Below are 26,622 nucleotides of genomic sequence, written 5' to 3' on the forward strand. Positions count from 1 at the left end.
GTTGGTAATATTTGGCGGAAGCGGTGTCCGTAAAAGCAGTGTTTCACCATATCCAAATTAAAACAATATATTTATATTTTTCATAGTGTTAAATCAAGCACATTCCAATATAATCTTGCAATGCTTAATCATTTCTAATACTTTATGTGGGTCAGTATGTGGGACAAAGACTATGCCAATCAAAGCAAAAGAATTATCAGCACTGAGCGTTTCAAGATTAAAAGAAAATGGTAGACATGCAGTAGGTGGCGTTGATGGTTTACATCTTCGTATTTTCAATAATTCTAAATCATGGGTACTGCGTGTCTCTGTTGGACAGCGCATAGATGATCACGGAAAAAATAAAACCCATCGTCGAGATATTGGTCTAGGCCCCTATCCTGAAGTTTCTTTGGCTGAGGCAAGAGAAAAAGCAAGAGAGTTAAAGCAGCAAATCCGCAATGGCATCGACCCAATTAAGCAGAGACTAGAAGAACTTGAAAAGTTGCGTATTCAGAAACAGCGAGAAAAAACCTTCATTGATTGTGCACAAATTGTGATTGCCAACAAAACACGAGAACTCAAAAACCAAAAGCACATTCAACAATGGTCTACAACCCTAGAAACCTATGTATATCCGACTCTAGGGCACAGACCCATTTCCAGCATCAATAAAATTGATATTGCTACTGTACTGGAAGCAATTTGGCTCGATAAAAATGAGACCGCTAGACGCATCCGTGGTCGCTTAGAAATGATTTTTGACTACGCAAAAGCGATGGAATATTTTGTTGGAGACAACCCTGCAGCATGGAAAGGCAATTTAGAGCCAATCTTAGGTAATCTCAAGCAAACCCCTCGACCACACCCATCTTTGCCTTACGAACATGTATCTGAATTTGTAGATCAGCTAAAGCAAAAACAAAGTATTTCAGCCAAAGCGCTACAGTTTGTAATTTTAACTGCGTGCCGTTCTGGTGAGGTATTCGGGGCGACTTGGAAGGAAATTGATTTTAAATCAAAAATTTGGGTTATACCGAAAGAACGCATGAAAGCAGACAAAGAGCATCGCGTACCATTATCTCAAGAAGCACTGGAAATATTGCATACAATCCATTTTAATCCCAAGGCTTCAGATTTTATTTTCCCGTCTCCACGTAACGATGGCATGCTTTCAGATATGTCTCTGACCACGTTGATCAAACGCATGCATGAGCAGAAGCTGAAAGAAAATGGCTTAGGCTATATTGATCCAAAACAAAACCGAGTAATCACGACACACGGATTTCGCTCCACATTCCGTGATTGGTCAGCTGACAAAACCGATTACCCACGCGAAGTCTGTGAGCATGTGCTTGCCCATAAATTACCAGATGAAGTGGAAGCCGCCTATTTACGTGGTGCCTATCTGGAAAAGCGTAAAGGATTAATGAATGATTGGGCTAAATTTTGTAATGCATTTTCAAAGTCTGTTTAACTCTGATGCAATACTGCTTATGCCGTCTGGGTAGGCTCAAAGTGATTGAGTTTATCCAGTGCATACTGAATATGCTCTGGTTTAAATAAGTCCAGTTTACGCTGCGCCCACCGTTCACCAGCTGGCCAACGTGCTAACCCTTGCTGAATTGCATCAACATTCGCTTGACACCCCTCTTTGTGAATAAGCCAATCCACGGTTGCCAATAATTCCATGCCAAAGGGAGACTCAAAGCCTTCTATTAAAGTCGCAGCCTCATCTACTGCAGCCATATAGCCTTTAGCTTCAGTCAAAAGGTAGGTTTGCACATTCTGTTTCTGTTGGTCATTAAACCAAATAACGTCCAGTGGATCACAATCAGGAATACGTTTATCTGATTTTAAATAACTACCATCCAAGGCATTCAGTAAATGCCCTAAATTAACAGCGTAAGGGCCATAGAAATTCGCTTGAAAGTTCAGCTTCAGCTCATTGGACAATTTCTGTTTTTCAATCGCCCGCTGTAAAAACCACGCTAATTTTTGAATTTCCAACAGACTGCATTCGATCCCCAAAACCCAATAACGACGCACTAGTTCAGCGATCATTGCACGAGCAGGTGTCAGTTGAGTTACCCCTGTTTTCTTTGCAACATTTTGATATTGGGAGGTAGGTTCAAATATGATGATTTCGACCCCATCTAGCTCTGACAAGGCAGCTTCAATTCGAGGCTTGACCACACTCCAACTTAAGCCACCATTACCTGCACCCAAAGGCGGAATCGCAATAGATTTAACCTGATGATCAATAATAAATGCTTTAAGTGCTTGTAGCCCTGTATCAATCCACTCAATTTTAGATTTGTCACGCCAATGCTGCTTAGTCGGAAAGTTGATAATCCAACGCGCACCAATTAACTCGTCAGTCTCAGTCACGAACATTTGACCAGTCACAACCTGACCCGCTTTACATGCTTGACTATACGCTGCCATATTTTTAGGGAAACGCTCCTTGAACATCAAGGCAATCCCTTTCCCCATCACACCCACGGTGTTGACAGTGTTCACCAATGCTTCTACAGGTGCATCGAGTAGATTACCCGTGGTATATCGAATCATTAGAAATACACTCCTCGTCGAGCATGCACAGGAATATTGATTTTAGCTTGTTGCAACCAATACTCTAATTGGCTTTTGACCTGCTCACTATAACATAGCATTCCAAGCAACGCTGCTGTCGGGCAATGCTGATAAATTAAAGCTTCCGCTTGATAGCGTTCAAATTTCGCAGGGTCATCCATATCCCGTTTAAAATCTCGTGTCTGCAAAATTGACCAGTCAATTTTATCAAGGTCGGATAAATCCGTGTAAAATTCAGTCCATTGGTAATAAGCATGGCTGTTGGTAAAAACAAAAGGAATCTGCTGTTTTTTCAGATCATGCAAACTAGAAACCAAGATTACAATTTCATCATTCGCACGCTGACGTACACCACCGCGACCACTTTTTATATTCAGTAGCATGGGTGAAAACGGTGTGAAATAAAAGGGAATGTAATCACCCAACACACCCTCAGTGCCCACAGGAACCCGATGCTGCTGACGCTTTTCAATCAGCTCAGAACTGCCAATTGGCACCCAATGTTCATTGAGTTTACTGCTGTTACTGCAATGCAGACCATTCGCCAATATCCAAGGGATATTGTCACGATGAACTATGCGCCAAATCAGCGCCTTTTCAGGATTGAGTACATCATGAAATGTTCGCACAGCAAATCCACACTATAAAAATTAGTTTTCGAAACCTTAGCATAAATCGCCAAGAAGCCCATACTGCCTGATTGCCATTCAGCCCCCTCAAAGGACAAGCAATTGCAAGACAATACAACAGCTGCTACTCCTCTGTTTATACAAGGCATAAACAGATACCGAACAGCACAACATATACTGACTACACACCAGACATGACGCAGCCTCACCAGCTGAATACAGTACAGACGTGATCCAATGTAAAAAAATATGAAGTCATGCAACAGAGCACAACTCTCATGCGGCTTACACAGCTACAAGTGGTTCACGGGTATCAACTTAGACTGAAACCCTGTGCGCTCATCCTGTAACTTGCATGGTTCGGCAGCAACACAGTGCACCAACCGCCATGCCACATAACTCCTCCTCCTCCGCGTGTCCTACAACAACTACACAAGGGTAGCCAAACCTCACAAATTTGACGCATGAATGAATGACTACCCAATAAAATGCCATTTACCATTACAGTAAAGCCCTGCACTAATAGTAGAGCTTTGCTATTTGGATGACAGAAATATACTGATATTTAACACACGATGTCAAAAAATAATTCATAATAAATAATGACTTAGAGTGACTTAGACAGATCAAAAACATCCAACAACATTGAATAAGTACCGACACTCATTTTGTAAACAAATATTTCACGTAGCCACTTATTTAGTCTATTCATCCAATATGGTATCAGCGAGTTAATTGATACCTTCCACTGGAATTCAGTCAAAAATCTTGGCACACTCATCGAATATCGGTTACATTTATTAGGGTGCTCGCTCATGTTTTGCTTAGGATCAAACTGCAGTAAAACATGCCAACTTGGGTAGAAATATTGGCTGTTTTTCTTGGCAAATACCCAGCACTTGAAGCCAGTGGACAGTGAAAATATCGCCCAAAAACACTACCCTAGCAATCAACTGATAATTAATAAAAAAATGTCAAGTCCGTACAAAAAAATTGACATGTTGTACAGTGAAATCTAGCCCAAGCAGCACATAATTTTGAGGCAAAATTAACCTGAGAATAAATATGACAGAAAATTCTACTAGCGCACAAAAATCAGAACGTGAGCAAGCAATCGAATATGTAAACGAAATTGAGGGATATATTTTTTATCGCCTACAAACATCATTCGCTTCCCCACTTCGTACCGTAAAACCTGCTCTTTTATCCGCACCGAATATGCAGGTTTTTAAAAAAGAGGTGTATGAATTACTTGATCAAGGCATCTTCAAAGAATCGGAAGCCGACCGAGAAAAAAGAGAGAGTCCCATTAAATATCATGTAGAAGATCAGTCAGTCATTCACAAGCATCCCGATGAGATGTTGCCAACCCATTTTCATGATTTGCTATCCGCAATAAGAGACTTCAATCAACTCTTATATACAGATGTCTCTGATCAGGAAATTGAAAAACAGCGAAAATACATCTTTAAAATTTTTGCAAATCATATTGAAGGTTTACGTTTCAAGCATGTAGTTCAGAATAAAAATCTGCAAACTGAGCAGCAATCAAACTCAGACCTAGGTTCTCAGCAAAACCAAACACAAGACCATTCAGTGAGTGAACCCGAAATTCAGCTAGAACCACAACAAGAGTATGTAATTACCTACTATAAGTATCTCCAGAGAATTCATGAAATATTAAATAAAATTGAAAAAATTCAGTTAAGTAACCTATCTCATGAGCTCAATAAACTAAAGGATGCTTTATATAAGACGTGGTTGGAAAATTTTTATCTAAAATACAAAGACAACAAAGAATCACTTTGGGAATTAGTCGGATTTCACCCAAATGATGTCAAAAAACTAAAAAAGTACAGTCAACATATACTCAACGAAAACCCTGAAAACAAACTTTCGTCAGCAGAAAAACGCGAGCTTAAAGATAATTATAATAAGCGTTTTGACAATCTAGCGGATTATATTAACGAAATTATTTTTCCTGATGTGAAAGAAAGCATTATAAATTATTATGAAATACGCATAAGTGATTTGACGAAAAGTATTGGTCAAATTAATCAAATCTTAGGGAAGCAGTCATGGAATACAAGTAGAAAGAAAAGTAGGAAGAAAACTTCAAGAGTTATAAGAATAATCGATCCCTTGACACTAAATAGAATAATAAGTCTAAAATCAGAAGAAATTGAGAAGTGTATAAAATCTAAGCAGTGCGAAGAACTTAATGAGTGTGAAGAACTTAATGAGCGTGAAGAACCTAATGAGTGTGAAGAACCTAATGAGTGTAAAGAACCTAATGAGTGTGAGAAATCTAAACAGTGTAAGAAATCTCAGCTGTGTAAAAAATCTCAGCAATGTATAAAATTTAGGCATTGTAGAGTGCCTAAGTCTAAGCGATGTAAAGAAGTAGAGGCAATATACCCTGGACCACTCCTTGGGAAGGAATTGTGGGAAAAAAACAAAAATAATAAGATCAAATTACAATCTAAATACAAAAAAATTCTCGAAAATCTCATTGAAGTTAGGACATTTCAGGATAATGAAGACCTTGAAAGAAAAAATGAAGCAAAAAGTAAGGAAAAAGAAAATGAGATCGAGTCCCTTAATGCTGCAGATAGTGAAAAAAAGAATTTACCATACGTGTACCGTTTTCTTCCAGATACCAAAGTTTTTTTAAACAAACATCCTGAACTAAAACAAAAACTTGAAAGCTTAATTTTAAGTGAGACCTGAAGCCTATGCCTATTTTAAATTTAGGTCAGGTGTCTAGCTGATATGCCTGTAGTTCTTCAATATGGGCATTTTAAACGTCAGCAACCTTTCAAGCAGCTCACACATAGCTTAACAGCTGTAACCCATTCAGTTTCGCTGACTAGATGAGTGTGATGATATTAGTAGCTCACTAACTATTGTTCAGCGAGCTACCTAAAAGCCAGCCCCTGTGTTGTCAACAGCATTCAAAAATTGCCCCCTTTTTACTTACAAATGTCAAAGTAAAATTGACCCCCACGACCTCAAAATAAGGCTCCACATAAATTTTTTCACTTTTTTTATAAAAGTGCATTTTCCTCCACGCAGTTCGTTTTAAAACCTCCTCCTAATTTTCTAAATTGGTTCTACGTTGTCTCACTCCATACCGACAACGTGATCTTTAACCTTTTTAATTAGGTAGGTAACCGATGGATACTCACAACCCCGAGTTAAGAATGATCAGCCGAGCACAGCTCGAAACACTACTAGGACTGTCACGGTCAACAATTTATGACCGACTCAGTCGAAAGTCCAAACGATACGATCCAACCTTTCCACAGCCAATTAAATTTGGGCGTCTAAGTCGCTGGCGACTAAGCGAAGTGCTTGACTGGATCGAGTCTAAAGCTGTGTTGCGTAATCAGTCTGTCTAAGCGGACTAATTTCGTACATTCAATTTTTTTGCACGTGCTTGTGTAGCCGATACATTAAAGTTTGCGCTTCCCACGAATCATAGCAGATTTTTGATTGAGCAATTTAGGTATTAAATCATTTACTTAGGTAACATAATTAACAGATTACTTATATACATACTGATGAGCTATTGCATAGCAAGCAATAGCGTAATGACCTAAATACTCTATATTCAATAATATATATGGATGGACACTGCTCTAATACAGTGTCCAAGGGAAGACTCATCTTTAATAATCATGGCTATCTCTGGCACATTTTCTGGAGATATAGCTCTATGAGCATTAATCAATTAAACCTGAATTATGATGCAGATGATTTCAGCATCCTTCAAATGAAGAAGCAGCTTCTAAAAAGCACTGATTTTTATTGCGACGAGCACAATCAACCTTTCATGTTTATCCACGATATGGATATGTACTCAGCTCCTCTCATTAAGGCGGCTTCATTCGTTTCTCTCGTGAACAAACACAAAGGTGATGTAGCGAGCTTTCAATGGAACCCGAATCACTTGAAATCGAAGCAGGGAGCTTATCAGTTAATGATCAAGCCTTGGTATCAAGACCAATTATGCAATTTAGCTGAAATTATGGTTAGACCATTCCCTGATGAGAAGATCTGCAGCTTTGGCATTGAAATCGAAGCATTTCTATGGGTGAGAGATCAACTCACCTCTACAGATGCTGAGATTATTCGCAATCCTCATATTTTTGGACATTACTATTTTGACCAGACTAGCATTCAGGAAAAAGTAGACATCATCAATCGGTTTATAGAATCGATTCGCGCTTATTTCAGAATACCTAAGATTAAAAAGAAATTGGCGGATCGTCGCTCTAACCTGAACAGAAATAAAAAGAGTTGCGTTCAGCTCATTCGAAGCTTGATAGCGAACTTTTCTAAGGTACTGGTTGTTCGTGTCGATCTTTCAATGGTTAGAGACCCTATGACCATTAAAATGCGGAATAAAACCCTATGTGAGCTTCATTCAAAAGATGACCTGAAAGCACTGAAGGACTATGTAAACAAGTTTTTAAATAATGCTCGCCACAATAAAATTCTGAACGATATTGAAGGCTACATCTTGCGCTTTGAATATACAGTTCGGGCTGGCTTTCATGCCCATGCTTACTTCTTCTTTGATGGCAATAAACATCAACAGGACATGAGTCTTGGGCAATATATTAAAGATTACTGGAAAAAGCTGTGTGGTGGTCAAGGCTCTACATTTATCTGCAACATGCAAAAACACAAATATAAAGACCTTGCGATTGGGATGCTTCACCACAACGACCAACAAATGCTTGAAAACCTCATCAAGACCTTTGACTACATTTGCAAAACTGATCAGTACTTTATGTTCACCAACATGAAGGCGGCTCGTTCATTCCAAATTAGTCGTGTTGTTAAAAAGAAATCGAATGCTGGTAGACCACGCAAACACCAACCTTCAACTCATTCAAATTCTTAACTTGAGGTCACAATGATGAAAACCGCACAAGATAGACTCAACTCACTGAGTGCATTAAATTACATTACGCAGGCATTCTCTCATAATGTCGGCGTGACTGTTCAACCAAGAATTAAGTGGTGCCATCTAGATGTGTATGAAAGTTTCGCCAAGTTACTAGCAAAGCGAAAAACATCAAAACTTGTAACGCTCCACGCGGCCGATTCCAATTATCAAACTATGTTCACGCCTACCAAACTTGGTCAATCATTTTTTGAACTTTCAGATGACATGAGCTGCAACCAGTATTTCAACCCTGGAATCCCCAATTGCAGGATGCTTCCAATTGTAGAGTTATTATATGCAATGTTTCAAAGATACAATTTGGTGGGTGTTCGATTCGTGAGCCCAGCACTTGAACACGCGTTCGATTACTTTATGCAGGACTTTAAAATTAAACTGAAAACCCGTGAGCAACGCAGTAAAACTACACGATGGATCAATTCATACAAGCAGATGAGCAGCAAATATGATCGTTTCTGTGAGCGAAATATTTACGAGTCGAATAAGATGTTTGAAATCTACTCGATCACAGTGAAGCAAGTCCGATTCGATCAAAATACCACGATTAGAGCTTATGGCGATGGGTTTCAGGACTACACAGACACTGATATTCTGAATGAAATTTCTCAGCCACTCATCAAAGCAGTATGGAAAAATCGTAATAACAATCACGTTTTTTCGATTCTTGCGAAATGGGAAATGCATTTAGATGGCACACTCACGAAGCGTTTGATCTTCTTTGTCAAAAAGGACGATACTAACTTTGTGCCATTTAATGAAACGATCTTATGTCAGGATCTACAGCCATTTGTGGGGTACAGCACTACAGAGCAGCTCGATATTAGACAACTCCCCTTTCTTGATCCCACACTGGTACGGGCACTGTTTCATACCTACCCAGAGCCGATAGCTCCATTAAATTTTTATGACCTAGATCAGTCGCTAATAGGCAGCAAATTGAACCAGCTGAAAATGTATCTAGTGGGCACGGATTATTGGCTACGTCCATTCGGTGAAAGCTCATTGAAATATGAATACACTGAGTTCGCATTCTAATCCTGATCAAGTCAAATCAACCATAGCTGCGAAGTGTAGCTATGGTTTTTTAAATTATGTATTGGTTTCCAACTGCCCGATAACCAATGCTTATCTTTCAATAAAAGAGCCTTAATGATTAGACTCTTTTAGTATTGATATAAAACGACTTGTTGTACCGCCAATGCCAAAAAATTATCTATGACTCAACATATCAAAAATCACCCGAGCAAACACCCCTGCCTTCGCTGGATCAGACAGCAACTGCATCATCTGCTCCTGATGTGCGGCACTGCTTCCAAGAATGGCATCATCCATAGCTTTCGGGAAATCACCAAGCATCGCTTGTTCACGGGTATTGTTGGCAATCTGCTTCATCACAATTTCATTTTCTGCCAGTTTGTCACGGACGGTATAAGCATAATTCAGCATGTCACCATCGGTCAGATTGTCCGTAATAAAAACCTCATTCAGGCGCTCAATGATCTGTGACAAAAATTCTTCTTTCTTGTCACGTGGCTTGGCTGCACCAAGGTCTTTACCTGGCTCAATCTTGGAATCCTCAGCATCTTCTTGTAGCTTAAGATCCTGTTGACGTATCTTAGAAAGACGATAATGGCTCATGCTGACATTACTTAGGTCAACCTCATCATCCTGTGTTGTCGTTTCACGCAGTAATGGACGTAGGTTACGTGCATAAAGGCTGAGCTTTTCCAGTTCTTTATTATCGTAATCCACAATCTGCGACATAAACTCATAGAAGCGCGTGAAGCTCCCCAAGTCTTTTTTAAAGATTTCCAGTTTGTCTTTTTCCAGTTTGGCATCTTTAAAGGCATTTTCGGCATTCGCGATCAGTACCGCATCATTGGTTTTTTTACAGCGTTCTAGCATTTCACGTGTGGAGTTATAGGCTTCAACCGCTTGGCTATATCGCTTCTGCCAGCGTTCCACTGCAGGCTTGCAAATATTACTAATGGCGGCATTGGATTTGTTTTTGCTAAAGAAGGCTTCAACAAATTGTTCAACTTCAACCCACTGAAAAATCTTAGCGGCTTTAAGTTTATCGAACAGGTCAAAAATCTGATCTGGATCGGACACATCTGCCAGTTCTGCAGTTTGGTAATACGGTTGGAATGCAGCCAGAATATCTTCAGGCGCATTAAAGAAGTCCAACACAAACGTGCCCGACTCTGCTTTACCTGGGTAGGTTCGATTTAGACGTGACAGGGTTTGGACGCATTCCACCCCACCCAGTTTTTTATCCACGTACATGGCGCATAGTTTTGGTTGGTCAAAACCCGTTTGGAATTTGTTAGCAACCAACATGACCTGATAATCATCACTGTCAAAGGCTTTGCGCATTTCTCTGCCTTTGAGTCCTAGGTTCATGTTGCGTTCATTAAAGCTCTGTCCAACTAAACCGCCACTGTCAGCATCTTTGTCGGTAAACTCGACTTCACCTGAAAAAGCGACCATGGCTTGAATGGATTTATAGCCCTGATCTGCCACGTATTTATCAAAAGCGAGTTTGTAGCGTACCGCTTCTTTACGTGAACTGGTGACCACCATGGCTTTGGCTTGCCCACCGAGTAAGCCCATCACGTTATTTTTAAAATGCTCAACAATGACTTTTACTTTTTGTGAAATATTGTGGTCATGCAAACGCACCCACTGATTCAGTTTGATCTTGGCTTTCTTGGCATCGACCTGTTTATCCGCTTCTTCAATTTTCTGCTTGAGCTTATATACCACTTTATAATTGGTGTAGTTTTTCAGCACATCCAAAATAAAGCCTTCTTCAATGGCTTGGCGCATGGAATAGACATGAAAAGCTTCAGGCTTGTTTTGTTTGGATGGCGGTAAATCAGGATTCGGTACACGACCAAACAGTTGCAGGGTTTTATCTTTTGGGGTTGCAGTAAAAGCATAGTAGCTTAGGTTATTGCTTCCCTTACGTGCTGCCACCACTGCATCTAGAATATCTTCAGAAGACAGTTCTGCATCTTCATCGCGTTCTTCCAGCATCAGCACTTCTTTTAACTGACGTGCGGTTGAACCACTTTGGGATGAGTGTGCTTCATCGGCAATGACGGCATAGCGTCTTTGCTTTAAGTTGCTGCTGTTTTCAATGGCACGTAGTACATAAGGGAAAGTCTGAATCGTGACAATAATAATCGGCTGTGAGTTTTCCAGTGCTTTGGCGAGCTTTTCCGATTTAGAGCCATCTCCTTCTTTATTATTGATGCGTCCGACCACGCCATCGGCATGTTCAAACTGATAAATCGTGTCCTGTAACTGCGCATCAAGAATGGTTCGGTCTGTCACCACAATCACTGAATCAAACAGCTTTTGATTATGTTGATCGTACAAGGTCGAGAGCTGATGTGCTGTCCAAGCAATTGAGTTAGATTTTCCTGAACCTGCACTGTGTTGAATCAGATATTTTTGCCCAGTGCCTTCAACTAAGGCGGCATCAATCAGTTTAGTGACCACATTCCACTGATGGTAACGAGGGAAAATCAGTAATTCTTTTTTGTACTTGCGCCCTTCCCAATCTTCTTTTTCTTCAATTTGCAGATGCACAAAACGCCCAATGATATTCAACAAATTGGCGGGTGTGAGCACTTCATTCCACAAATAGGCTGTGGCGTATTGGTTTGTATCTTCGGGTACGTCATTGCCTGCACCGCCTTCGTGCGTCCCTTTATTGAATGGTAAGAAATAAGTATTATCGCCTGCCAATTGGGTTGCCATATAGACTTCGTACTGGCTCACCGCAAAGTGCACCAATGCACCACGTTTAAAGGTCAGCAAGGGTTCAGGCTTATTGGTTTCTGGGTCTTTGGGCAAGCGAGTACGTTTGTACTGTGCCATGGCATTTTGCACTGCCTGTTTAAACTCAGATTTAAGTTCCAGTGTTGCTACAGGAAAACCATTGATAAACAGGACTAAATCAATGCGCCACTTTTTCGCCTGTTTGCCCGTGGCTTGTAATTCACTGGCAGTCGCATAAGGGCTATACACCAATTCAGGCACAATGCGGCAGATGTTGTTTTTATAGTTGGCTAAGGTGTCGGGATTCAGTGCATGTTCAGGTTTAAATTGGCACAGAAAAAAACGTGTGCTACGGGTTTTAATACCGTGACGTAATACGCCCAAGGTGCCATAGGTACGTGATTGTTCATCGGTCGCATTGATGTCAGCTTTTTTAAGCTGCGCCACGACAGCATCAATAAAGTGACGTTCAGTATCCTGCGGAAAGATACGCTGAAACTTCTGCCAGTCCTGCGCTTGGGTCTGCTGCACAAAGTCTAAAACGTCTTGTTCATACAAGGCATTTTCTCGATTATAGCCTTGTGGTGTGCCAAGCTGCCAACCTTGAGCCAACATCTGCTGAATGATGTCATTCTGAAAAATACTTTCACGGGTTGCATCTAGACTCATGTGCTGACCTCCATTTCTCGCTCAGTCGCATTAGGCGCTTGCCAGTTGCGCACATCAATTTTTCCTGTGACGGCTGCGGAAATAAGTGCAGTGCGGCGTTCTAAAAGTAATTGCTTTTGTGATGTGGCAGCCTCAATAAGATTGTTAAACTTATCAGATTGGATTAGTAAAAACTCTGAAATAGCTTCCTGTTCTTTTATTGGTGGAATAACAACATTCAACTCTTTAACAGTTTCGATTGATACTTCACTAAACGTACTCCCTTGTTTGCTTAATCCCCAATATTGATCAACAGCATTTGATTTGAAATACCAAACCAAAAAATCAGAAGATAAGAAGTCAATTGGTAAAATACGAGCAATTCCTCGAGAAAGATTGACACCTTTAAAACTCATTGGCACTACAAATGCTGCACCAATTGAAGCTCGAATACCTAATATGACTTCACCACCTTCTAATCTCGATCTAGGATAATTACTCTCTATTGAAGCAGAAGTTTTTTGAAAATCCTCTAATTTAAAACTCCCTTTAGAAATATTAGTGGTTTGAATAAATGGAACTCCTTCTTCTAAAGCATCGCCTGGCTGAACAATCCCATAAGATATTGATGAACCATACCTAACCAATTGCTTTAATCTAGGAATCTCCCAATGCTCCGGCACTTGCCCTAACCATTCCACACCTGAATCTTTCATCGGTACATCAGGATTTAAGCCTTTGGTTACTGCATGACTAATTACCGCTTGGCGTTTTTCTTTAAGCAGTTCAATCAGCTTTTGTTGTTTTTCAATCAGGCTGTCAATTTTTGCGGTTTCATGGTCGAGGAAATTGGCGATTTGAATTTGTTCACTTACCGATGGAATAGGTAATTTATATTCGCGTAAATCATTTACATTTAAATTACCAACACCTCCACCGACCAAAGTAACAGCGCCATGTAATGCTTTAATATAACTTGATTCAGTTAAATAGATAAAAAACTCATTCACACAGACTTTTTGAATCAGCCGTAAATGGGTCAAACTTACAAATATTGAAAATTCAAAATCAACATCAACAATACAGCCTTCACCAATAGTACCTACGCGACTTAATAAAATGTCACCTTTTTCAGGTTTCCTATTTCTAGTCAGCTCTTCATGCTTTTCAGTAGAAATAAATTTATATCCCTTACTGAGATCAATTTTCTTCTTTTTAACATTCTGTGCCGATAAAAATGGAATACCTTCATCTTGATACTCAGGAGTTGCTGCAACACCACATGTAACGATCGGTGCAAAATGATTAAGTTTCCATACTGACCATTTTTGAGGAATCTCTCCTAACCAATCCACACCAGAATCTTTATATTCAGCATACTTTTGGTACTTTGCCATTATGAATGTACCTCTTGAAGCAGCTGCATAATCTCACGGCTCACCGCATCCAAATCCGCATCAATTTCGGCTAGGTCACGCGGTGGTTGATACACGTAAAAATGGCGGTTAAACGGAATTTCATAACCGACAATACCAATCTCGCCATCTTGTTCATCACGCTTATCGGCATTGATCCAAGCATCTGCGACATGCGGTTGAACTTCACGCTTAAAGTAAGATTCAATCAATTCTGTAGTGCTGATTTCTGGATTCAGCGCAATATTCTCGGCATCACGTAAATCCCCATCCTGCACAAATTCCACCACTTTGCCTTGGTAGCTAAACTGACCATATAACGGGTTTTCAGCTTGTTTCACCACTTTGCTGATCACAGGCTCAGCTTCAGGGTTTTTCCAAGTAATCGCATCTAACAGTTGTTTTTTCTCTTTGGCATCTAGCTTAATACTGGTCTGCTTTAAGGCGTTCTTTAACTGCTCATCAAACTGGTTAAAGTCATCAAACTGTGCCGTACCCATCACCGCTTGTAGGGCTTGGGCTTTTCGCATCAGCGTTTTTTGGAATAACCAAATTTTGCTATCTAGCACATCTTTAATGTCTTTTTCTTTTAACTCAGGGAATTCGGCTTTAATCAGCGCACGAACTTCAGTGGCGACATCTTGCAATTGACCGTAATTTTCTTCTGTCCATGCAGCACCAAATTCCGTGCCTAATTGCGTATAAATGGTTTGCATCACGGCATTGAATGGTTTTGGTGCAAAGCGTAAAGATGCAATAGCATCGTCGGTCATTTGTGCCGATAAGCGTAATGGACGTTCAATAGTCACACGACGATAGCCAAATTCATAACTGTTAAAAATTTTGCTGGAGAATGGTTTTTGCTGTTCACTTTCACCATCGCTGGCTAAAGTATCTACCGCAGCAAACGCACCGTAGTTTTGGGTAATGGTGGCAATTTCTGTTTCAGTTAAATAGTTGCGTTTTGAGCCAAGCGACTTACGCATTTTGGTACTGAGGTTTGCAGCATTAATGAGCTGTACTTTGCCTTTACGCTCAGCAGCTTTTTTATTGCTGAGTACCCAAACATAAGTGGCAATGCCTGTGTTGTAGAACATATCGGTTGGCAAAGCGATAATGGCTTCAAGTAAGTCGGCTTCTAAAATGTAGCGACGGATTTCACTTTCACCACTGCCTGCACTGCCCGTAAACAATGGCGAACCATTCAGGATAATACCAATACGGCTACCACTTTCCGTACTGTTGGTATCGCGCATCTTGCTAATCAGATGCATTAAGAACAGTAACGAACCATCCGACACCCGTGGCAAGCCTGCACCAAAACGACCATTAAAGCCTTTGTGCTCATGCTCATCTTTAATGTCTTGTTCAATCTTTTTCCAGTCCACACCAAAAGGTGGGTTAGAAAGCATGTAGTCGAATTTATCTAATGCGAGTTGGTCATTCGACAAGGTATTACCCAGTTTGATTCGGCTTACATCCTGACCTTTAATGAGCATGTCGGCTTTACAGATGGCGTAGGACTCAGGGTTCAGCTCTTGACCAAAAGCACGCATCACCGCATTTGGGTTTAATTCGTGTAGATATTCCATCCCTGATGATAAGAAACCGCCCGTGCCTGCGGTTGGGTCATAAATGGTACGGATAATGCCATCTTTGGTCAGTACATCATCATCTTCCATAAAGACCAATGCTGTAGTCAAACGTACGATGTCACGCGGGGTAAAGTGCTCACCTGCTGTTTCATTAGAGCCTTCGGCAAAACGACGGATCAGCTCTTCAAAGACCAAACCCATGTCATGATTGGAAATGCTTTTAGGGCTAAGATCGGTTGTTGCAAATTTCTGTACCACTTTATACAGCAGGTTTGCATCATCCAACAAACCTACAAATTCGATAAAATTAAAGTATTCAAAAATCTCACGGGCATCTTTGGAAAAGCTTTGCACATAAGTGCTCAGGTTCGCTTTAATATCGCTCTGCCCCATTTTACTTAAATCCATGGGTGAGCTATTAAAGAAAGCCAGACCTTGGGTGGCGCTCAACAAAAACTTTTCTTGTGCTTCTTCGGGCAGGTTCATTTTGGCTACTTCTTCATGTTTCGCCAACACTGCTGCTTTGCTGCTTTCCAGCACACACTCCAAACGACGTAATAGCGTGAATGGCAAAATGATGCGGCCATATTGCGACTGTTTGAAGTCACCACGTAATAAGTCGGCAACCGACCAAATAAAAGAAGCGATTTGTGAAAAGTTATTATTGGTCATGGTGATAAAGCTATTCCTGATGTCTTAATTCTATTACCTGCAACACAGTACATTTAAGTTGATGATGCTACTGGCAATGTTTTAACTATTGGAAAATATTACAGTAATTTAAATTATTTGGGGGAATTTTAAATCAACATAAATTTCGGCACGTCACATTGTGTCGTTAGTAAGTAGGATCATTCAATTTAAAAGTTTTAATGAGATAAAATCTTCAAAAACGACGCAAGCTGTCGCCTAAAAATGGTTGGACGCTTCACCTTTTTATCTACTTCGCTTATGCTTTTAAACGAAATTTAATATAAAAGAATAAACTGGTAAAACTATGCAACAAGCAAACTGGATAACATACCACCTAGGCAAAATTAAAGAAGATATTTCTACGGCAGATAAATTCAGACAACAACAGGGATTTTTTCACTCTCGTAAGAATGACTTTCAAGCCTTACCTACTCAAAGTGATGTTACCGTACTACTCAAAAACTGTTTTGCCCCGCTGCTTGATCCTTCAATTCGTATGATCAAGTGTGAACCCGATACACCTGCGCTCTATATTTTAAGAGAACATTTACAGTATGACTTCCCTGACAGTGAATATAAGTTAGAGGTTTACACGCCTGATTTGGCAGCAGATGTAGATTGCAAATCTATCGATGAAGATGAAAATGAGTTAAGAGCATTCATTCATGACAACATCCTTCATCTTTACGAAATTAGCGAAAGACTTCATGACGCTAAGCTTGATATTTTTGATTCGTTGATCCTAGACAGTATCGAAGACAAATTATTTTTGCTCTGCCCAGATTTTGTAAATTTAATCAATCTTTTTGGAAACCAAGCCAAAGCGTATAAATGGTATGCAAAGCTACATCAATTAGAAACACTAAAAGATGACTGGGGTTCTAGATCACATCCTTTTTTTCAAGTGATTAAAGATATTAAAAAAATTGCAGAAGAGTCTGAGTACTCGCTCAACAAAAAAATTTCAAAAACAGTATATGACCAACTCCGAGCATCCGCCCCTTTTACTTTAAATGAAGATGATGCGCCTGCGAATGGTTGGGAGCAAATTGGCTATTTGGCTGTAGAAACTGACTTTGAGTATGCTCTTTCTGATGTTGAAGATAAGGTGTTGGAATGCTTTAAAGCTTTGCCTCAAGAAGAACAGCTTTTACTGCATTATCACCTTATAGACCCAGATTACATGGATTTGAGCGTGTCGGATCGCTTTACAAATATCTCTGCGTATACTGATGAATCTATAGAGGATTACCTTCGTTCAATCGCGCATGAACTCACCTCGCAAGCATACAGAGATTGGGACAACAAAATAAATTCAGATTGGGAGTAGTCTCATACGCCTAATCCCCACTTGCACAAATCAAGTGGGGAATTTTCAATAAACAAAAATTTCAGCACGTCACTGTATGTCGTTGTCAGCTGAACACTTATTTTTAAATTAGCTGAAATTTATACCTCCTTGCATAGCAAACAAAACAGTAAATTATGCTGTGGGTCGATAATTTACTAGACACTGTTGCAACACCTGCTGCCATAATTGTAGGTACGCTCACCGTAATAGCAGCAAAAAATATGCTTGTTGTCTTGGGCAGCAAATAAAGCAGTGCTTAGTTTTAACCTACATCACAAGCCATTTATGTAATGGCAACACCCCCTAGTTAATTTCAGACTCCTAAATTTAATTATTTCTAACCTAATTCTCCCATAACTCAGCGATTTTTTTCATTAGCTCAGCACGATATGGTGCTGTTGGATTGCAAGGGTTTCGTCGAACCTCATTTTCATAAAATGCTTGCCATTCTTTAATCATTTCCAGGCTTGTGCCTTTATCCTGAATTTCTTTTAAATCCTCCTTTTTGATACTGTTTAGCCGCCCCTTTGCTCCTTCAGGTCCTGTTTTCCATCCAATGACACCTTGTCCAAATTCAGGCAGACTCATATTGTGTGGCGTTTTGGGAATTGCATTACGCTCAATCTGCATATTCACCTGACATTTTTTCTCCCCACCAGATTCCTGTATAAATTTTTGAGACGACACCTGTTGATTGGTACATGCCAGTAAAAACACCGAAGACATGAGTATGAATACATTTTTTTGTGAATTGTGCATGAGAAACACATCTTTAAACATGAGACCTCTTGCGAAAGTATCGTTTACCTAATTTTTGAACTGGCTAAAACCTTATTAAATGTAGCTTTAGTCTGTTTAAATTTTGACTAACGCAAGAAGTCTATGGAATAATTTACCTCTATACTTAAATGGATTAATCAGAATTTTTAGAACTTAAAAGTAATATCTGCAAAATATTGACGCCCTATTTCTGATAAGATACGACCATTTCCTGCTATGTACTTATTATGTCGATCAAAAATATTATTGATGGTTAAACCAAGTATAGCTTGATTGGCTTTTCCTACATTTAAGCTATAACTCAAACGTGTATCCCAGCTAAAATTTGCACCTACGCGTTGGGCATCATAACTACTTTTTACGATCTCCCCCTGATATTCAAATTGCTGATCTTTAGCCAATATTTTTTTTGTCATTGCTTCTTGGCTTGAACGATAGCGCAAGAAATTACTCCAAGTTAAAGGCAAATTATTTGGCTGAATCTGCCAAATCGCTCGAATCGTCCATGGTTGATTGAAGTTTTCTGCAGGTCTATCAATATTGGCAATTAACTTCCCATCGTAAAGAATATAAGCATCTTCGTTATACATTTGGGCGAAAAAAGCGGCTGCTTTACGTAGAATTTCATTGGCACGCTTTAATTCTTTAATTTCACGTTCCATTTGCTTCATTTTTTCTTGATCAGATATCTGTTGTACTTTAATAGGATTTTGCTGATCTAAATGCTTTTGATGCCAGGCACGAAGTGTTTCAGGAGTACAACCAATCTTAGGCGCAATTGCTGTGATTGCAGCCCAAATAGAAGGATAATCTTTTTCGGATTCAATCAATAATTGAACCGCTCTATCTCTGATTTCAGGGGTGTATTTTACTTTTTTCATCGGGACACTACGCTTCGCTACGTCTTGCGAAGCAATGCTTCTCATCTCAAGAAAAGTGGTCTCCGACAAACCCGGTACGGTTCAGTTTAAATTTTGACTAACGCAAGAGGGCTATTCAATTTTGATTAATAAAATAGTGTATAATTAATCTCAAAATTTTTTAAATATGTAATTTTTTCATCATATTGAAAATTAGTTACTGTTCTAATTAAAAATCTAAGAGTTGATTAAAATGCGTATACTTCTAATAGCTATTTTGACTGTAATATCTACCGGTTGTGCTACATCTTACAGAGAAGCAGGCGGTCCTGGTAATTTGGGTGTTAAAGCTACCATCATAGATGACAATGTATTTGAAGTTACATCTAGAATCAATCAATCTACGCCACCTTACTTAAGAAGGGAGTACTCGATTCGCAAAGCAGCTGAAACCTCTATCAAACTAGGTTGTAGTTATTTTGTCGCAGTCGGAAATGTCGGACAGTCATTTACACAATCATCTCATGTAGTAAACACGGGTCTCCGAAAACTTGATAACGGCTCGTTGGTGTATGTTTCTAAATCAGGCACACAATACAATGTAGTAAACCCTTCGGGCATGGTTGTTAAGTACGTTTGCTTCAATGATAAGCCAGATACAGTATTACCTGGTTTGGTCTTTAATGCTAAATATGTTTTACAGTCTTGATGGGATTTAAATCTGTATAAATTAGACCTCTTGCATAAGTATGCTTTTACCTAATGTTTGAATTAGCTAAAACCTTATAAAACATAGCCTGTAGCTGTTTAAATTTTGACTAATGCAAGAGGGCTAAATAGCTTTCCTTATTAAAATTTATTTTTCGTATGTAATATCAGAGTAATTATTTATAATTTTAGAGGTGAATTTTATGGGTAAAAATGGTGGAACTAAAATTTATTGTCCATCGTGTGAGGAAATTCAGATTTGTGAAGCTATTCCTGTACCTCACATTACATATGACTCTAGTGATTACTCGCAAAGGATGTATCTAACAAACCATCCAGATCTTAATTTTTTTCAACGAGGTAGACGATGTAAAGCCTGCGGTGAAGAATTTATTACAGCCGAAATAGAATATGAGTTTCTTATGGAATTGAGTAACCTTAGAATTGCATTAAAAGATATTAAAGAAAATGCTGAAATTTATAATAAGCAAACAGTAGATGCACAAAAAACTCTACAAAAACTGCAAAAGTCCCTTAGCTTATTGCAAGCATTAAAATAGTTTTATCTGAACCGTACCGAGTTTGTCGGAGACTTTTTTATTTAAGTTTCCCTAAAATTAACACAATACACCTTATACGCAATCATTTTTAAATTGTGTTATAATTCAGTATGCTAACACCTAGTTTACAGCCCACTCACCCTCGAGTGGGCTTTTTTTATGATTGTTCACGTTCCACGATCAATAACTGAACAATGTTCCACGGTTTTATTTAATGTTGCTGAACAATCAATGGATACCAGTAAAGCCCTTTAGGTCTTCTGTTGCTTCAAATATAAAGTCTCTACGATCAAGGATTAGACAATCTTTATTGTGTCGTCTGATTGATCTTGTGGCTTTGCTAATATCATGGCAATCCCAAGATTTGGGATAATACTTTATTAAAGAACGGACAATCTTGTTTTTATATTCTGAGTTTTCTATAATCCTAATTATGTTACATAATCAAGATTGATAATAAAAATGACGCAAAATAAGCATGGTGGTGCACGCAAAGGTTCTGGCCGTCCTTTTGTCTATAACGAACCGACCAAGGTCATTCGGGTGCCAGAGTCTCGTGTATTGGAAATCAAACAATACCTGAAGAAAAATGACACTCCAAAGTTTAACGATATTTCCTCTATTACATTTCTTGAGACAAAAACACATTACGAGATTCCTGTTGCTTTGCAAAAAGTTGCTGCAGGCTTCCCTTCCCCTGCTCAGGACTATATCGATAAGACCCTTGATCTAAACGAGTTTCTTATTCAAAACCAACAGGCAACCTTTATCGTTGAAGTGGAATCCTTATCCATGCGTGATGCAGGGATTGATCTGAATGACAAGCTAATCGTTGACCGTAGTATTGAAGCCAAGCATGGGGATATTGTTCTGGCATTGATTGACAATGATTTTACGATCAAACGCTTGATGATTGAGGGTGATCAATGCTGGTTGCAGGCAGCCAATCCAGATTTTTCCGATATCCATTTAAAAGATAATCAAACCATGCTGATTTGGGGTGTGGTTACCAGTGTGATCAAGAAGTTCAGATGAGCAGTTACGAGCGGATTTATGCCCTGATTGATATTAACAACTGTTATGTCAGTTGTGAGCGGGTATTTAATCCCAGTCTAAACAATAAACCTGTGATTGTGCTCAGCAATAACGATGGCTGTGCTGTGGCAAGAAGTAATGAAGCCAAAGCGCTGGGCATCAAAATGGGCGTTCCTCTCTTTCAAATACAAGATATTGTTCAGCAACATCAGGTCGTGGTGTTATCCAGTAACTATGCTTTATATGCTGAAATGTCCAAGCGTTTTCATTCAATTTTGGCTAGTTTTGTTGCGCCACATGAACAGGAAATCTATTCAATTGATGAGTGTTTTTTAGACCTGACCAGTTATGCACAAAATTTTGACTTAACTCAGTATGCGTATCACATGAAACAACGCTTGTTAGATTGGATCGGCTTACCCGTCTCGATTGGTATCGGGCGTAGTAAAACTGAAGCCAAAATGGCCAACCATCTTGCTAAAAAAAGACAGGGTTTCAAGGGTGTGTGTAACTTACTCAATATGGATTTCCTAGATCAGGAAATGCTTTATTCAGACATTGAGGTCGGTGAAGTTTGGGGCGTTGGTCGTAAGTTAGTTAAAAAACTAAATGCCATGGGAATCTATTCGGTGCTTGATTTAGTAGTGCAAGATGCTCATCGCATGGCGAGCCTTTTTTCTGTGGTAATGCAAAGAACAGTATTGGAGCTGCAAGGTGTTTCTTGTATGCAGTTAGATGATTCCCCTCCCCCCAAACAGCAAATCATAGCAAGTCGTTCATTTGGTGAAAAAGTTACCGAGCTAGATGATCTCAAAGAGGCTATGGGCAAATATGTACAGGATGCGGTCATACGTTTACGAGCAGACGCTTCCTTATGTGGATGTGTCATTGCTTTTGTGCAATCGAATCCTTTTGATTCAAAGGTTCCCTATTACAGTAAATCGTTGGCTTTTGAGTTTCCTGAACCGACGGATTGTGTTTTGGATCTGATTAAAACAGCTATGCGACTGCTGGAACACATTTATAAATCTGACGTGAAATATAAAAAGTGTGGTGTAATTCTGACGGATTTAATTGCTAAGCAGCGCTTTACTCCTGATCTGCTGACCGACCATAGCCAGCGTGAAAATAATGAAAACCTCATGCAAACTTTAGAAGCGCTACAGGCTCGATATGGGAAAACTAAATTAGCTGTTGGCAGCTGCTACTTACCACAACGAAAGTGGTCGATGAACCGTACTCATTTGACCCAGAACTATTTCAGCTGGCAAGGATTACTAAAAATTGGTAATTAAATAAAAAAACTAAAAAAAATAAGGGAGCCGAAGCTCCCATCTATTCTCGACTCGCAAGTTTGGCCTCAATCCACTGATTGATTTCCCAAGCTGACCAGCCAATACGATTTTGTGTAATTTTCACTTTCTTTGGAAAAGTTGGATCATAGTACGGTGAGTTTTCATCCATCATTTCATAGATAGTTGATCGACACACACCAATTAACTCCACAACTTGTTTTAAGTTAATCAATTGATTCATTTGAAAGGTTTGTCCAACAAATGCATTCATGACATGTTCTCCTAAGATTATTTAAGCGAGCTGTCTTCCGCTCAAATAATCAGGACGTTCCGTAAAAAAACTAATTCGAAGACGTCCAAACAGATCTAATTCACTGCCTGCACACTCTGCTTCAAACCTTGCTGAATCTCTTGCACATAACCCAATTGCGCTGAATGCTCTGTATCTACAGCACTGTCATTGTGTGGATAAAACTCTTCCAGTAATTCCATCCCCTCCTCTGCATGCACCTCAAACTTGGCATTGGCAAAACCCTGCCGTGCAATCTGATCCAATGCTGCCTGATCAAACCCCGCCTGCTTACCCTGCTGGTCAATCTCCTTCGCGGTCTGAATCGCTGTTTGCAAATCCACTCCCTCACGTAAAGTTAAATCCACGTAATACACAGGCTGACGATAGCTTTGGGTGGTACTTTTCCCACGCAACGTGAGCTGCAACGGCAAACACGACAACAAACCACCTGATGCCGCATGGTAGTAATTCAAACGTGCTGCCAAAGTGCGAATGCTGTTAAAGCCTGTAGTTCTGAAAATAAATGTTCCAAACTCATCTGCTTCACCCAAATTGACATGCAGGCGTCCATAAGGCTTGCAATGCCCACCTTGTCCAAGCGGGCATAAATCGGGAGATGGACAAGGATGTTGCTCTACGCCCTGTGATGTCATGCGTTGGCAGGTTTGACCATTCCCCACACAAATCGGGCGACCTGTCTGTCGGTCAAACATGCTGTACTCCGCACGTAAGTTCAATTCAGGGTCATTGAAAATCATACGCACAGGGATGCTGCGCAACTTTTGATTTGGTGCTTGGCTACGCAATTGCTCATCTAAGGGATGTTTGACCCAACCGTCCTTGCCCTGTATTTGACTGGTAATGGTGAACTGATCGTCTTTCTCTGGCAGACGCTTGCCATTCTTTTCTACTACACGACCAATACTGATCCGTCCCAAGATGGGCGGTGTGATTGCTAGACCTTTAATCATGTTGAAATTCCTCTCGTATAGATGTTGATGTTTAGATGTGTTGCACTGTTTGCTAAAAATGAAATCGGCATAAAAAATCCCATGCAGGGCTGCACGGGATTTCAGGTTTCTTCTTGCTGAGTGTTCGGCTCTAGGCTTTTAGCTAATCGTTATAAATGTTAAAACGACGACTGCCTGCTTTCTGCAATGGGTACTGTTGAATGAGTTCAGGTTGGTGCTGAAGTAAGGACTTGGTGTCTAGGCTGATACTGTCCTTGCTTTTCTTCCATGTCACCGAACCTTGCTGAAATACAGCACGTTCATGTTCCTGCATCAGTGCCTGAACACGATGTTTGAGTAGGTCAAACTGACTTTGGTGTTGTTCAATCTGCTTCTTTTCTTCAATCAACTGATCAAACAGTTCATTAGCAAGTTCGACCTCCGTTAGATCAACACAGCTCAGAGGGGTATGTTCAGGATAGAGTTGCTGTAATGCTTTAGCTGCCGATTCACTGGCATCCACTGCTGGCGGAACGTCATTTTCTACACATTCCCAAAACAGCCGTTCTGCCTGAATGATTTGTTCAATTAAGGCTTCGTTACGACTGACTTTGTAGATTTTGGTTTCCTGTCCACACAGCAACACACAAATATGTGCCGCTTGCTTACCTGTCACCGCCAGTTGATGTTGTACCTGACACAACACGTATAACGGCACACCTTCTCGCCACAGTTTGGCGCCATATTCCCCTGCAGTTTTACATTCCAGTATTTGCACGTCTTCATTGCCCACCACGGCATAATCCAAGTTTGCCAACATAAAGGCTTTGTCAGGATCAGGATGCTGTAACACCGCATTGACCCGACGGACTTTATTATTGGTGTGCATGCTATAGTATTCTGCGACCAAGGGTTCTAACTGCTTGCCCCAATATAAAGGTGCATGTCCTGAGCTTTCATCTTCAATATTTTGTTGTACCCGTCCTGTTTTGATCATCCACAGTTCCAACATCGACATATAAGGATTCAAGCCACAGGCGGCTGCGGCATCACTGCTGCCAATCCCCTGTTTACGCACTTCAAGCCATGCCTGATAGTCCAGCTGTTTGGTGTTGATCAGCCGTCTGGCATTTAAGCTGCGTTTTGAAGGGCCTTGTGGTGGATGTAGCTGTCCTGAATCAGCGACAGCAGTTGGATTAGTGGTGATTAAAGTGGTGGGATTTACTGTTGGTATTGTGGTTATGTTTTGGTTCATGTGCTGTTCCTCATCTGAATAGGTTCTAAAAAAACGGCATAAAAAAAGCCACATCCGAAGATGTGGCAAAGAGGGATCGTTAATTAGGAGGACACTTGATCGTACGGATCACATGCCCTGATGATAAAATCTCAAGATTAAATCAAGCTTAAACAGCCAAGTGTAAAGCTTGTTCCAATCCACGTTGTTTCAATGCTGCACCTGCACCAAACCAAGCAGAGTCAAGGCGGTGATCGGTACTCATCGCTCGACGTTCGTGATCCACAAACTCGGTAATCGCACAAAGCAGTCCATAAGCTGTGTCTTTGGCTGAAGATAAGTCTGCTCCACGTCCCTGCCCAGTAAACATATTCATGACTTTGGTCATGGCACGTCCATTCGGTTCAGTTTTATTGGGCTGTGTATTGGCTTGGGATGCAACATTACGGTAGTACTGAATAATGTTATCCTCCTGTTCCATCGCACTTAGGCTATTGTTGTTAAATACCGCATCGAAATAAGCTGCTGCTTCTTTCTGGGTGACTTTACGTTGAGTGAGCTGTTTCATTTCATACATATGCTCGTTCCATGTCTTGACTGAAATACCGAGTTGATCTTTAACCTTGTCGGCATCGAACTTGGTACTGTGCGGTACTTTGACCACGCCTGCATTGGAACTCTGCCCACGCAAGGCAATGGCTAAAGTGTTGTTACACACCACACGGATATTGGTGAATTGTGCAGTGGTGGCTAAGGTGCCATCACATGCCGTTGCCAGCAGAATATAGCCATTGCTGACATCTCCACCTTTCAATTCTGCGGTTTGTCCTGTACGCGCCAACGCCCAGAACTTCTTGCCACCTTTTAGGACACCAGCGGTTTCCAGTTCAAAGCCTGATTGTTCAGTCAGATCACGGTAGAATTCCAGAATCTCCATCGGCTGGACTTCCTGATAACGCTGACTGACCACCGATAAAGGTGCATGGGTATCTGAACGATACAGTACCCGTTGTTCTTCATACGGCATGATAATGCTTTGTCCACGCGCGTTTTGAGCCATGTAGCTGACATTGGAGGACTCAATGCGCCAGTCCATACCTGCCTGCTTTGCCCAAACTTCAATCGGTTGGTTTTGGCTGAGTTGATTGCCCAGACCATGCCAAGGGGTTTGTCCTACAAATGCCATTTGTTCAATTTGATGTGCCATCTTGATATTCCTTAATCTGTTTTAATCTGAAT

20 protein-coding genes and 1 pseudogene are annotated in these 26,622 nt (G+C 40.3%); 10 read left to right on the forward strand and 11 right to left on the reverse strand.

Annotated features, from left to right (window positions below):
* Positions 1–172 precede the first annotated feature (172 nt).
* Positions 173–1,456: a tyrosine-type recombinase/integrase gene (locus F947_RS03155; RefSeq protein WP_004972053.1), complete on the forward strand. Its 1,284-nt coding sequence runs from the start codon at positions 173–175 to the stop codon at positions 1,454–1,456.
* A gap of 17 nt (positions 1,457–1,473) precedes the next feature.
* Here F947_RS03155 and darG read toward each other — a convergent pair whose 3' ends face one another.
* Entirely contained in the window at positions 1,474–2,553 is a 1,080-nt protein-coding gene (gene darG, locus F947_RS03160) for a type II toxin-antitoxin system antitoxin DNA ADP-ribosyl glycohydrolase DarG (protein ID WP_004972055.1), read from the reverse strand.
* Positions 2,553–3,203 carry a type II toxin-antitoxin system toxin DNA ADP-ribosyl transferase DarT gene (gene darT / locus F947_RS03165; protein WP_004972057.1) on the reverse strand — a complete coding sequence of 217 codons (651 nt, stop codon included), beginning with the start codon at positions 3,201–3,203 and terminating at the stop codon, positions 2,553–2,555. The genes darG and darT overlap by 1 nt, the downstream gene beginning before the upstream one ends.
* Positions 3,204–4,268: 1,065 nt before the next feature.
* Between darT and F947_RS03170 the strand changes: the two genes are divergently transcribed.
* The 4 genes from F947_RS03170 (at position 4,269) to F947_RS03180 (ending at position 9,213) form a co-directional block, all read left to right on the forward strand.
* The gene (locus F947_RS03170) at positions 4,269–5,933 is read left to right on the forward strand and encodes a hypothetical protein (RefSeq protein WP_004972058.1); all 1,665 of its coding nucleotides are present in this window, start codon (positions 4,269–4,271) and stop codon (positions 5,931–5,933) included.
* Positions 5,934–6,379: 446 nt separating this feature from the next.
* The gene (locus tag F947_RS14170; RefSeq protein WP_004972062.1) at positions 6,380–6,604 is read left to right on the forward strand and encodes a helix-turn-helix transcriptional regulator; all 225 of its coding nucleotides are present in this window, start codon (positions 6,380–6,382) and stop codon (positions 6,602–6,604) included.
* Between the two features lie 317 nt (positions 6,605–6,921).
* Entirely contained in the window at positions 6,922–8,115 is a 1,194-nt protein-coding gene (locus F947_RS03175; RefSeq protein WP_004972064.1) for a YagK/YfjJ domain-containing protein, read from the forward strand.
* A gap of 12 nt (positions 8,116–8,127) precedes the next feature.
* Positions 8,128–9,213: a hypothetical protein gene (locus tag F947_RS03180; RefSeq protein WP_004972066.1), complete on the forward strand. Its 1,086-nt coding sequence runs from the start codon at positions 8,128–8,130 to the stop codon at positions 9,211–9,213.
* Positions 9,214–9,387: 174 nt separating this feature from the next.
* On the opposite strand, the gene F947_RS03185 is transcribed toward F947_RS03180, so the two are convergent.
* From F947_RS03185 to F947_RS03195, 3 genes are read right to left on the reverse strand one after another with little or no spacing between them, the layout of a single operon-like run.
* Entirely contained in the window at positions 9,388–12,636 is a 3,249-nt protein-coding gene (locus F947_RS03185) for a type I restriction endonuclease subunit R (RefSeq protein WP_004972067.1), read from the reverse strand.
* The gene (locus F947_RS03190) at positions 12,633–14,012 is read right to left on the reverse strand and encodes a restriction endonuclease subunit S (RefSeq protein WP_004972069.1); all 1,380 of its coding nucleotides are present in this window, start codon (positions 14,010–14,012) and stop codon (positions 12,633–12,635) included. Before F947_RS03190 ends, F947_RS03185 begins: the two co-directional genes overlap by 4 nt.
* Positions 14,012–16,297, reverse strand: a complete 2,286-nt coding sequence (locus tag F947_RS03195) for a type I restriction-modification system subunit M (protein WP_004972070.1) — start codon at positions 16,295–16,297, stop codon at positions 14,012–14,014. The genes F947_RS03190 and F947_RS03195 overlap by 1 nt, the downstream gene beginning before the upstream one ends.
* Before the next feature lie 325 nt (positions 16,298–16,622).
* Between F947_RS03195 and F947_RS03200 the strand changes: the two genes are divergently transcribed.
* Positions 16,623–17,648, forward strand: coding sequence for a hypothetical protein (locus F947_RS03200; RefSeq protein ID WP_004972072.1), 1,026 nt, complete (start codon positions 16,623–16,625; stop codon positions 17,646–17,648).
* Positions 17,649–18,011: 363 nt separating this feature from the next.
* On the opposite strand, the gene F947_RS03205 is transcribed toward F947_RS03200, so the two are convergent.
* Both F947_RS03205 and F947_RS03210 read right to left on the reverse strand, forming a co-directional pair.
* Entirely contained in the window at positions 18,012–18,449 is a 438-nt protein-coding gene (locus F947_RS03205) for a DUF4951 domain-containing protein (RefSeq protein ID WP_004972076.1), read from the reverse strand.
* 596 nt (positions 18,450–19,045) lie between these two features.
* A pseudogene (locus F947_RS03210) lies at positions 19,046–19,330 on the reverse strand (transposase); the annotation flags it as partial.
* 232 nt (positions 19,331–19,562) lie between these two features.
* On the opposite strand from F947_RS03210, the gene F947_RS03215 reads away from it, so the two are divergent.
* The 4 genes from F947_RS03215 to F947_RS03230 all read left to right on the forward strand — a co-directional run bounded on the left by F947_RS03215 (position 19,563) and on the right by F947_RS03230 (position 22,907).
* Positions 19,563–20,018, forward strand: a complete 456-nt coding sequence (locus F947_RS03215; RefSeq protein WP_004972081.1) for a hypothetical protein — start codon at positions 19,563–19,565, stop codon at positions 20,016–20,018.
* A 202-nt stretch (positions 20,019–20,220) separates the two neighbouring features.
* Complete coding sequence (locus F947_RS03220; RefSeq protein ID WP_004972083.1) at positions 20,221–20,577, forward strand: hypothetical protein; 357 nt, start codon at positions 20,221–20,223, stop codon at positions 20,575–20,577.
* 462 nt (positions 20,578–21,039) lie between these two features.
* Positions 21,040–21,612: a LexA family protein gene (locus F947_RS03225; RefSeq protein WP_004972086.1), complete on the forward strand. Its 573-nt coding sequence runs from the start codon at positions 21,040–21,042 to the stop codon at positions 21,610–21,612.
* Complete coding sequence (locus F947_RS03230) at positions 21,609–22,907, forward strand: Y-family DNA polymerase (protein WP_004972088.1); 1,299 nt, start codon at positions 21,609–21,611, stop codon at positions 22,905–22,907. The genes F947_RS03225 and F947_RS03230 overlap by 4 nt, the downstream gene beginning before the upstream one ends.
* A 40-nt stretch (positions 22,908–22,947) precedes the next feature.
* Here the strand turns inward: F947_RS03230 and F947_RS03235 are convergent, their stop codons facing one another.
* From F947_RS03235 to F947_RS03250, 4 genes are all read right to left on the reverse strand, one after another.
* Entirely contained in the window at positions 22,948–23,178 is a 231-nt protein-coding gene (locus F947_RS03235) for a helix-turn-helix transcriptional regulator (RefSeq protein WP_004972090.1), read from the reverse strand.
* A 95-nt stretch (positions 23,179–23,273) separates the two neighbouring features.
* Entirely contained in the window at positions 23,274–24,170 is an 897-nt protein-coding gene (locus F947_RS03240; RefSeq protein WP_004972092.1) for a recombination directionality factor, read from the reverse strand.
* Positions 24,171–24,312: 142 nt separating this feature from the next.
* Entirely contained in the window at positions 24,313–25,404 is a 1,092-nt protein-coding gene (locus tag F947_RS03245) for a YqaJ viral recombinase family nuclease (RefSeq protein WP_004972094.1), read from the reverse strand.
* 148 nt (positions 25,405–25,552) lie between these two features.
* Positions 25,553–26,590: a DUF932 domain-containing protein gene (locus tag F947_RS03250; RefSeq protein ID WP_004972096.1), complete on the reverse strand. Its 1,038-nt coding sequence runs from the start codon at positions 26,588–26,590 to the stop codon at positions 25,553–25,555.
* Positions 26,591–26,622: the final 32 nt, after the last annotated feature.

Source organism: Acinetobacter towneri DSM 14962 = CIP 107472, assembly GCF_000368785.1.
In the GTDB taxonomy this organism is placed as follows: domain Bacteria; phylum Pseudomonadota; class Gammaproteobacteria; order Pseudomonadales; family Moraxellaceae; genus Acinetobacter; species Acinetobacter towneri.